Below are 10,764 nucleotides of genomic sequence, written 5' to 3' on the forward strand. Positions count from 1 at the left end.
GAAGCACTCAGCGAAGATACCGCCCGCCGGAGATATCGATGGTCTGGCCGGTGATATAGCCGGATTCGTCGGATGCCAGAAACACCACGACGGCGGCGACTTCTTCCATGGTTCCCAAACGGCCGAGGGGGATGGCCGCCAGCACTTTATCCTGGGCGTCCCCGCCTTTGGCATCCCAGAGGGCCTGAATGCGGTCGCCGGTCAACGTGACCGTGGGCGCCACCGCGTTAACGCGAATGTTGGATTTTCCCCAATCAAAGGCAAGCTGCCGCGTCAGCCCCTCGGTGCCGGCCTTGGAAGCCGTGTATTGGACGCCCGCCAGCGAAGCCCGCCAGTGCCCGGCCAAAGCCGACATATTGATGATGGACCCGCTCTTCTGTTGCGCCATGAAGGGGATTACCGCCTGGCAAAAGAAAAAAGCGCCTTTGAGATTTACATCGACAACCAGGTTCCAGTCTTTTTCCTCGATTTCAGCGAGGAGATGCGGCGTCCGCAAGGCCCCGCCGGCGTTGTTGACCAGAATATCGATATGTCCCCACAACCCGTGTACTTTTTTGACAAACTGGACAACGTCGGATTTATTTCGGACATCGATCTTTTCTCCGATAACGCGCTTGCCGCCTTGGTCCAATTCTTTGCAGGCCGAATCCACTGCCGCCTTATCGATGTCGGCGATGGCCACATTCGCGCCCTCCTGTAAAAGGGCCTTTGCGATTGCCAACCCCATTCCCTGGGCCGCCCCGGTAACGATTGCCGCTCTATTTTCGAGCCGTTTTAACGTCATTTTTCCTCCTTAGCCATAATATCCAAAAACGATTCCACGACATGATCCATGAACTCCGGATCATTGATGTGGGCGTCTATTTCCTTGATGGAAATGGTATCCTTGAGATTGTTTTTCAGGCTTTCAATGAATGCGCGGTTGCCTTCGGGCTCCCAATGGGGGAGTCCATCCCGGTCCGGGTAGGAAAAGCCCTTTAAAGGGATAAATACCCGGCAGGCTGATCGGGACCGGTTGAGTTTGTCCGCTACGATTTTTCCGACCCGGCTGAGTTCATCCGGGGTCAATCGCACCAGGGTTAAATTCGGGTTGTGTACGATCAGCTTGCGGGAACGGATGCTTTCCGAAAGGCCCTTTAGGGGACCCAGTACCATGTAGTTGACCCCCCCCGGCACAACTACCTGGGGAATTCCCATGTCGGCAGCCGCCTCCAGGCGATCCGCGCGGATGGCGCCATGCAGCCCTCCCATAAAGCGATCGGCAACTTCATGCAGGGATAGATCCAGTACCGCCCGAAAAGCGCCGCTGCGGACCATTTCATCCATGGCCACGCCGCCGGTGCCGTTTTGATGAAAGGTCACAATTTCAAACCCCTTGTCTTCCAGCTTCTTCTTGCAATAGAGCGAACCCGGCGTGGTGGTGCCCATCATGGACATGGCAACCGGCAGGCCGACCGGTTGGATGTCTTCTTTGCAAAATTGTTCCAGCATGCCGCAGACAGCCCCGGCAGCGTTCTTCAGAATGCGACGGGTCAAAAAATTAAGCCCCTGGATGTCGGCGACCGAATGCATCAGGGTGACATCCCGGGTGCCGACAAAGGGACCAAACGGGGTCTGGCCCGAGGCAACCGTGGAAACCATGAATTTGGGCACCCCGATGGGAAGCGCCCGCATACCGGCTGTGGCGATGTCGGTCCCCTGGGCGCCGCCGATGCCGATAGCCGCCCCAAAGCGGCCCTGTTCATACAGCTCGCGGGTGAGAACGGCAACGCCGCTCATCATGTTCAGGATAGCGGCGCCTTTGTCATTGGCAGCCAACGCCGTTTCGATGGGTGTTCCCCCGCGTTGCGCAATCGTGGCGCGGTCGATGTCAACGGGCGTGCCGGGGGGCTTTAAGATACCGGCATCCATGGTCAGTACCGCGAATTCGAGGGCTTCTATCTGGGCCTTCAGATAAAGGGCCTCGGCACTCTTGGTATCAAACGTTGCGATGAGAAGAACGGTTTTGTTCATTTTTTGCCCTGGGTTACGATCTTTAATTTGAATTCCCTAGTTTAATCAGGGGTACAGATATCACAAGTTGCAACCGGCAAGTCAAGAGAATCTTGCCTGTTTACTTTTCAGAAGCGCCGTGGCGAGACTGTTCGAGAAGTTGCCGCACCCAATCAGTGCCAGATTGATCATTTTGTTCTGATTCACCTCTTAATCGCAATTCAATTCTACATCCAGGATGGTTGTGTGCCGAGCCCTGGGACCCTCTTGCAGGGCCGGTACGAAAAATAAAACTCTTTGCGTCCTTTGCGCCTTTGCGGTTCTTCTTTTTCATTAAGACGTGGCGGTAACGGTGATATATTCGGTTGTATCATCGGCAATGTTGAAATTGGAATGCTCCTCACCGCGGAGAACCAGAACCGCCTGGCCCTGCCTGAGAGGACGCCCCCCCTCTTTCGACACAAACATCATGGCGCCTTTGAGCACGATAAAAAGCTGCTCGCCGTTTTCATGGACATGGGGGTCGCACCGTCCGGTTTTTTCCATACGGGTGTAGGACACTTTAAAGGCCTTGACGCCCAGGGATTCGTCCGCAAGCACCCGGCCGAGGAGATCATAATGCTGGGGCGGGACGCGTCCCGGAATATCATCAATGGTCATGAACTTCATGCTGAACCTCCATTAAAACGGTGACATGTTATAAGTGACGATTCACGAGTTACGGGTTACGAGTTACGGGTTACGAGTTACGGGTGACGGGTAACAAGTGACAAGTAACAAGGGATAAGCTGCGGCAGCCGACTGCCTTCTTTTCTTTGATCCTGCAACACGTAACCCGCCGACTTCTTCAGCCTTCAACCGATACCCCCGCTTTGATATTACACAACAGCGCCCGGAATTCCGGGAAGCCCGAAACCGGATCCACCGCCATGTCATCCGTCAGAGAGTTGGCGCTGCCGCCGGAGTCACGACTCCAGCCGCTCAAGATGGCCACCACGCCCGGGTGGATGCTTTCGGTCAGGTGGGCGGCGGCCTGAATGCTGCCGCGCGGTGATTCGAGGGTTACGGCCTGTCCGGTCCTGATGCCGAGACGGCGGGCCGTTTGGGTGTTTAATTCCACCAGCGGGTCCGGATATAAGTTTTTTAAACTTTCCAATTGCCGGAAGCGGGAATGGGTATAGCCCTTTGTTCTGGCGCCGGTCATGAGAACATAGGGGTATTGTTTTGCAAGATCCGGTCTGCTGACGGGACTTTCCACAGGTTCATGAAAGGTCGGAAGTGGATCATAACCCAGCCGGGCCATCTTTTCCGAATAGATTTCCACTTTTTTTGAATCGGTTTTAAAGCCGTCGCGCAGATAGGTTTGAAGTTCTCTTTGCCGGAAAAGGGTCCCGCCGGGCTGTTTATTCAGATCTTCCAGGGAAAACGGCGTGGGTTCCAACAATTCGGCATTGAGTTCATCAGCGGTCTTCCATGGAAAATATTTTGTATAGCCCATGCGCCGTCCGATTTCGCACAGGATCTTCCAGTCCTCCATACAGTCGCCCACCGGTTCGATGACTTTGTTGGACTTGGCGATGAGGGGGAGGCCATTATGGTCAAAGTACGTGTTTCGCAGGTCTTCGGTCTCCTGATCGCTTGCGGCCGGCAGAAAAATGTCGGCAATCCGGGCCGTATCGGTTATGAACAGGTCCTGAACCAGCAGAAAGTCCAGCGATTCAAAAGCCCTTTTGACTTTTTCGGAATTGGGCCAGTTGACGAGGGGATTGCCGCCGATGACCAGGACCGCCTTGATGGGATAGGGCTTCTGGGTAAGGATGGCATCCGTTAGCCGGGTGCCGGCCGTATGCTTGCGATTTTCGGTAAAGAGCGGAAATTCGGCTCCCAGGGGCGCTGTATTTTCGACCCGGTCCGGAAGGCCCATGCTTTTCAGCTTCAGACTCGGAAACGTCAGGTTGCCGCCGGAAATTTCAAGGTTGCCGCAAATGGCCATCAGGGTTGCGATTGCCCGCATGGTCTGGATGCCGTTGCTGCAATGTTCCAGGGCAACACCGACGGATATGCTGGCGGGCTTATGGGCTGCATACATCCGTGCCAGGGCGGTTACGGTTTCGGCCGGGACCCAGGTGATGTCCGCGACCTTTTGGGGAGTGAAATTCCGGACATGTTCAACCAGCTTGTCGAAACCGATCGTCCAATTATTTACGAAATCTTTATCATACAGGTCTTCACGGATAATGACATTCAGTAAACCAAGGGCCAGGGCACAGTCGGTGCCCGGGCGGATCCGGGCATGGATATCGGCTTTTTTCGCCAGGGGTGTTGCAACCGGGTCGATCACGATGAGCTTTGCGCCCCCGGCCAGGGAGGTCTTGACGCCCTGCCATTCCGGAGCGGAGCTGGTCTGGGGATTTTTACCCCACAGCAGCATGCATTTGTTGTCGGGGGAATAATCGGCATTGGGGAGAGAGCCCACTGTCAGTTTAAACGCCATGTCCCGGGCGGCAAAACAGGTCCAGGCGCCGGATATGAAATTGGGGCTGCCGAATGCCTGGGCAAACCGCTTGACGATCTGGGGGGTCGAGCGGCAGGCCAGTCCGTTGCCGGCAAAGGGGACAACGGCGCCGGCGCCGAATTTTTTCCGGATCGCGGTCAGCCGGTCCACCACAAACGAAAAAGCTTCTTCCCAGCCGATTTCCTGAAAGGCCCCGTTCACCTTTCGCAGGGGGGTGGTGACCCGCTCCTTTGCGTAAATCATTTCAGGAATCGCAAGGGCCTTGGGGCACGGCCGGTGAAAGGGATGTTCCTTCATCCCGGTTATCTTTTCAATGCCGGCACTATTCAGGTGAACATCGATGCCGCAGTGGTTCGTGCACATGTTGCAGAGGGTTTTAACGATTTTCGTATTTTCTTTTTTACCTGATTGTGCTGCAGTCATATGGGGTTTCTTTCTTTTTTTCGCAACCCGGCCAGGATTTTCTCCGGTGTGATGGGCAGTTCCCTGATGCGAACCCCGACGGCATCATAGATGGCATTGGCAATGGCCGGGGCGGTGGGCGCGGCAGCCGGCTCTCCGATCCCTTTGGCGCCGAAGGGTGCTTCGCAATGGTCGGATTCCACCAGGATCGAGACGATTTCGGGCAAATCCTCCATGGTGGCCAATTTATAATCGGCCAGGGTGTCATTTACAATACGTCCGTTCTCAAACTTGAATTCCTCCAGCATGGCATTGGACATCCCCATGATGACGGCGCCTTCGATCTGCTGCTCGCATCCCCTCGGGTTGATGGCCCGGCCCACGTCATGGGCGGCCGCAACTTTTACAAGACGCACCGTTCCGGTCTCGGTATCCACTTCCACCTCCACCGCGTGGGTGGCAAATTTCCAGAAGATGCTGCTCATGGATTCAAGCCCCGAAGAGGCCGCCAGCAGGGATGATCCGGCCGGAGAAAAATGTCCTTCTGAGATGAGGGTGCCGCCCTTGCCGCCGAATTTTTTCTCCATTAAACTTTTTAAATCCAGCCGTTCATCCCTGCCGGAGACCGTCACCAGGCCGTTATCAAGGTCCAGGCCGGCGGGGTCGGCTGAAAGAATTTCCGCGGCAAGCGACAGGATCTTTTTTCTCAGCTTCATGCCGGCCCGCTTTACGGCAGTGCCCATGTGAAAGGTGGTCCGGCTGGAGGTGACGCCGAAATCATATGGTGAAATCATGGTGTCGGAGTTGGGAACCGAGATGACGCCCAAAGGTACGCCGATTGAATCCGCGGCCATTTGCGCCAGGACCGTTTTCTGGCCGGCGCCGACTTCCACCGAACTGCAGATCAGGGTGACGCTGCCGTCCTGGTTGAGCTTGATAAAACAGCTGGAATCAGAGGGGGTCGCGGTTCCCTTTATGGTGGTGGCCATGCCCCTGCCGCGGATTTTGGTTCCGTCGCCGGCCGGCTTTTTGTCTTTCCAGCCGATACCGTTGCAGGCCTGCGTCAGGGTTTCTTTCAAGCCGACGCTGTGGAGTCGTTGGCCGTTGATGTAGGGATCACCCTCCACGTATCCGTTTTTCAGTCTGATTTCCAGGGGATCGAATCCCATCTTTTCCGCGATGATATCCATCTGCTGTTCACAGGCAAAGGTGACCTGGGTGGTGCCGTAGCCGCGGTAGGCCCCGCTGATTTCCTTGTTGGTGTAAACCAGGCGCGATAAAAGTTCGATGTTGGGAATGCGATAAGGGCCGAAAACCGTCAATGCGCCCCGCACGGCGACATCGGGCGCTTTGGAGCTGTAGGCGCCGTTGTCCCAGACCAGTTCGGCCCTGCGCGCCAGGAAAGTCCCGTCTTTCTTCATGCCGGTTTTCAGCTTGACCGAAGCTGCGATGCGGGTTTGCGAAGCCGTCAGCTCCTCCTCTCTGGAAAACAGCACCTTGACCGGCCGGCCCCGGGTAAACCGGGCCAGGGCCACGGCCACGGCTTCGGCCACCAGGTTTCCTTTGCCGCCGAAACCGCCGCCGGAGTAAGAGGATATGATCCGCACGTGATTGATGGGAATAGCGAGGGCATCGCTCAGCTCTTTCATGCGGCGGTGCGGCCCGTCGGTGGAGGACCAGACGGTATAGGCGTTGCCGGCGCCGTTAAACTGAGCGGCGGCCGCATGGGTTTCCATGGGGGTATGGGCGACGGCATGCACGAAAAATTCATCTTCGAAAATTTCATCCGACTCCTGAAAACCCTGATCCATGTTTCCCAGGGAATAGGTCCGCAGGGTGCAGATGTTCGAACCGGCGACGCTGTTGTAATATTTGGTGCCGTAATAATCGGCCATATGTTCATGGATAATCGGCGCGCTTTCTTTTATGGCTTCATGGGGGTCGAAAACAGCCGGCAGTTCTTCATATGTCACCTTTATTTTTTGAACAGCCTCCTGGGCCAGCGCTTCCGTCTCAGCGGCCACCGCGGCCACCGGTTCGCCGATATAGCGAACCTTGTCCAGGGCCAGAAAAGGCTGGTCCTTGATCATGGTGCCGAAGAGAAACGGGAAATCCCTGCCGGTTACCACCGCCCGCACGCCGGGCATTTTTTTTGCGAAACTGGTATCGATGCTGCGGATCCTGGCGTGGGGCAGCGTGCTTCTCAGGACGGCGCCATAGAGCATTCCCGGTAATTCAATATCGGCGGTATAGACCGCATGCCCGGTGACTTTATCCAGCGCATCCAACCGGGGAACCGATTTGCCGACATATGTCGTAGCCATTATTATTCGTTCCTTTCATTGCCGTTTTGAGAGGCGTCTGCAGGGCTCCACAGCAGTTGTCCACCTTTGCTTCAAAACAATACATATTCATTCATCATGCCGGGGCCGTATTTATAATCATTTTGTTTTTGTAAGCCACGGACAGCATGACAACTATACCTACCAATTTAACCAAGGGGTCGCCGAAAAGCAGCAGACCAGCGGATAGTGTTAATAATATTCGGGTGAACCATCTTAAAGGTCCCTTAAAGAAACCGATGATTGAAATAGCGATAACCCCGACGGCGATAAAACTGGCAATGTAACTCAGGCAGATTTCCCACCAGGCGGCATTCATCAGAAACGCGGGCCGATATACCATAATGAAAGGCACGACATACATGACGAAACCCAGCCGTACGGACGCAAAACCGGTCTTCATGGGATTTGCCTTGGCGATGCCGGCGCCGACGAAAGCGGCCAGGCAAAAGGGAGGCGTCAGCGGCGAAGACTGGGTGAACCAGACAATGGCGAGATGGGCCGTTAAAAGGGGGACGCCCATTTCGATCATGGCCGGCGCCGCCAGGATCGCCAGTACGACATAGGCAGGCGTAACCGTCATTCCCATGCCGAGAACATAGGCGGCCAACAGTATCAATACAAGGGCGAGGGGGAGGATATTGTGCGAATAGGAAATAATCAGGGAAGAAAACTTCAAGGCCAGGCCCGGAAAGGTGATGCCCCCGAGGATGATTCCCATGGTGCCGGCGGTGGCCCCCAGCGCCAGGGAGCCTTTGGCGCCGTTGGACAATGTCCGGATCAGCGAACGGGGTGAAAAGCGGGTCTCCTTTTTCAGCATGGCGATGACAAACATGCCGAATATTGAATAAACCGCCGCCATATGGGGGGAATAGCGCATGGCCAGCATGACGATCAGCATCACGACCGGAATCATCAGCGGCCAGCCTTTCCGGAACGTACTCCAGAAATCAGGCAGTTCTTCTTTTTTCATTCCTGTCAGCCCGTATTTGGCGGCATAGAAATGAATCGCGACATACAGTGAAAAATACCAGAGAATTGCCGGAACAATCGATATGATGACAATATCGATGTAGGGGGTGTTCGTCAGCGAAGCCAGCAGGAATATCACCGATCCCATGACCGGCGGCGTAATGTGGCCCCCGATGGAGGCCGCTGCTTCGATGGCCGCTGCGATATGGGGTTTAAACCCCGTTTTTATCATCATGGGGATGGTAAAGATGCCGGTAATGGCTACGTTTGCCGAACCGCTTCCCACAATGGAACCGATAAAGCCGCTGCCGAGAACGGCCACCTTGGCGGCCCCTCCCTTGCCCCGCCCCACCAGGCAGAGCGCCATATCAATAAAGAAATCCCCGGTTTTGGTGGCGATCAGAAAGGACCCGAACAGGATAAAAAGAAAAATATAGGAGGCGTACGTACGCGTGATAACCCCGAAGATGCCTTCCAGGCTGTAAAGATATTCAAACACCCGCTGCAGGGAAAAGCCTTTATGGGCCAGATCGCCGGGGAAATAAGCCCCGAACAGGCAATAGACCAGCAGCAGCACTCCCAATCCGGGCAACAGCGGGCCGAGGACCCTTCGACAGGATTCAAGGGATACGATCACCGCAAGGGTTCCAAAAAAGAAGTCCTGTTGCGAAAGCGATCCCACGCGATCTTCCATGGCCTCGAACTGGGTGATAAAGTAGACCACCATGGCGATGGTGGCCGCTATCAGCAGGAAGTCGACCACTGTGATGCGCTCGGGCGATTTTTTTCTGGCAGGATAAAGAATGAAAACCAGCACGGTCGTCAAACCAAAATAAACCGTCAAAAATATATAAAAGGAGACGACCGTCAATGCGCATATGATCATGAAGAGAGAAAGCGATACCGCCAGGGAAACGGTCAGTATTTCCGTAACCCCCTTGGGCGACCTTGTGTCTACCAGTTCCGAACCTAAAATTGCCAGGCATTTGTTCCAGAATTTTTGCTGGCCGTTTGTCATCACCATGCTGACCCTCTTTTCCTTTTTTCCTTCTGCCGCGAGACCCTAACATATTTTCGTCAACAACGAATTGGAAACTTGTCATTTCGAAACGCAGCGGTGGCATAATCGTTATATGGGTTCGTAGGTGCGAGGGCAAAGGGGAGGCGCCTCTGAACAAGGAGCGCGCCTCCCTATTGGCATCCGCTTGCAAAAATTTATTTCAAACTGGAAATATTCGCAGGAATTGCAAGACCCTTCTCTTTCCAGAATTTTTCAGCGCCGGGGTGAAGCATCAAGCCGATTTGAGACATACCCGGCAGTTTGGGGACATCATCTTCATTCAAGGTCGACCATTTGTCCGATACGGTGATGAGCCGCTGCTTTGCCTGCGGTGTGATCATTTCCTTGATCAGTTCATATACCGCCCAATCCGGAATGTCTTTGTGCGCCAGCAGATAGGCGGGATACCCCAGACAATTGGCGGCCTGGGTCTGTCCCACATAGGTGTTCGGCGGTATCACAACCTTCACAAAGGCGGGGTGCTCTTTGATCATTTTGGCAATCATATCGTCATCAACGGTTACGAACATGGCCTTCTTGGCTGAAAACAGCTCCATGATGGCGGGAACCGGCGGGGCGCTGGCAAATGAGGCCACATCGATCTTGCCGTCCATCATGGCGGCGGCCGACCCGCCGAAACCCAGAGAACTCGCATGGACCTTGTCGAGGATGCCATAGGCCTTTAACGTCAATTCGGCGATATAGCGCGTATTGGATCCCGGCGCCCCCAGATTGACCCGCTTTCCGATCATGTCCTTGAAGGTTTTGATGCCCCGATCCTGAAGGGTGACAAAAGCATGTAATGAATCGCCCGAGTTGATTACCCCCCGAATGTTGGTCAACTTGCCGTCGCTGAACTTTTCGATTCCCAGCAAGCCCGGATAGATGATGGTGGTGCCGCAGAGACCGAAATCGGTTTCACCGTTGTTTACCAGGCGGGCATTGTGGACATACCCCTTGGTCGTCTGGGCGGTCAACGCTATTTTTTGTGAATTTTTTGAAATGTAGTCGGCGACGGCGGCTGCCTGGATATAGGCGGATTGCCCGACGCCTGCACCGGCGATGGAAAATCTCTTTTGCTCCGCAAAAGCGTGAACTGTTAAAAACACCATGCAACATGACAGAACTCCTGCATAAAGAGCGGTTTTGATCAGTGTTTTACCTTTCATCAGATTCTTCTCCTTCAAGCATTGACTGTTATTGTTGATTTGAGATTTCTATCATCATACTTTCTACATTTTAGACACCCGGTCGAATCCTGCGCACCCCCTTTCTCCTTTCCCTTGTTGCTGCGGATAAATTCCTTTAAAGCGTGAATGATCTTATTGAAGATGGCCTGATACCGAAGGCGGCAAAAGATAAATTACAAGAACCCGCCTATATTTTTGTTTTGCTGAAATTTTCTTTACTGGGTATGCAGTTAACTCAACCGCCCACTATATGTAGAGGGTTACCTCCAATAATCATTTGGCGCGACACAG

7 protein-coding genes are annotated in these 10,764 nt (G+C 54.4%); all 7 read right to left on the reverse strand.

Annotated elements, in window-relative coordinates; translation table 11 throughout:
* Positions 1-7: 7 nt before the first annotated feature.
* Positions 8-784, reverse strand: coding sequence for an SDR family NAD(P)-dependent oxidoreductase (locus P1P89_12230; protein ID MDF1592275.1), 777 nt, complete (start codon positions 782-784; stop codon positions 8-10).
* Positions 781-2,013 carry a Tm-1-like ATP-binding domain-containing protein gene (locus P1P89_12235; protein ID MDF1592276.1) on the reverse strand — a complete coding sequence of 411 codons (1,233 nt, stop codon included), beginning with the start codon at positions 2,011-2,013 and terminating at the stop codon, positions 781-783. Before P1P89_12235 ends, P1P89_12230 begins: the two co-directional genes overlap by 4 nt.
* 312 nt (positions 2,014-2,325) lie before the next feature.
* Complete coding sequence (locus P1P89_12240; GenBank protein ID MDF1592277.1) at positions 2,326-2,661, reverse strand: cupin domain-containing protein; 336 nt, start codon at positions 2,659-2,661, stop codon at positions 2,326-2,328.
* A 178-nt stretch (positions 2,662-2,839) separates the two neighbouring features.
* Positions 2,840-4,930, reverse strand: coding sequence for a molybdopterin-dependent oxidoreductase (locus tag P1P89_12245; GenBank protein MDF1592278.1), 2,091 nt, complete (start codon positions 4,928-4,930; stop codon positions 2,840-2,842).
* Positions 4,927-7,233, reverse strand: coding sequence for a molybdopterin-dependent oxidoreductase (locus tag P1P89_12250; GenBank protein MDF1592279.1), 2,307 nt, complete (start codon positions 7,231-7,233; stop codon positions 4,927-4,929). The genes P1P89_12245 and P1P89_12250 overlap by 4 nt, the downstream gene beginning before the upstream one ends.
* Positions 7,234-7,327: 94 nt before the next feature.
* Entirely contained in the window at positions 7,328-9,247 is a 1,920-nt protein-coding gene (locus P1P89_12255) for a TRAP transporter fused permease subunit (protein MDF1592280.1), read from the reverse strand.
* A gap of 191 nt (positions 9,248-9,438) precedes the next feature.
* Complete coding sequence (locus tag P1P89_12260) at positions 9,439-10,452, reverse strand: TAXI family TRAP transporter solute-binding subunit (protein MDF1592281.1); 1,014 nt, start codon at positions 10,450-10,452, stop codon at positions 9,439-9,441.
* Between the last annotated feature and the right edge of the window lie 312 nt (positions 10,453-10,764).

The sequence above is a fragment of the Desulfobacterales bacterium genome (assembly GCA_029211065.1).
Classification (GTDB): Bacteria; Desulfobacterota; Desulfobacteria; order Desulfobacterales; family JARGFK01; genus JARGFK01.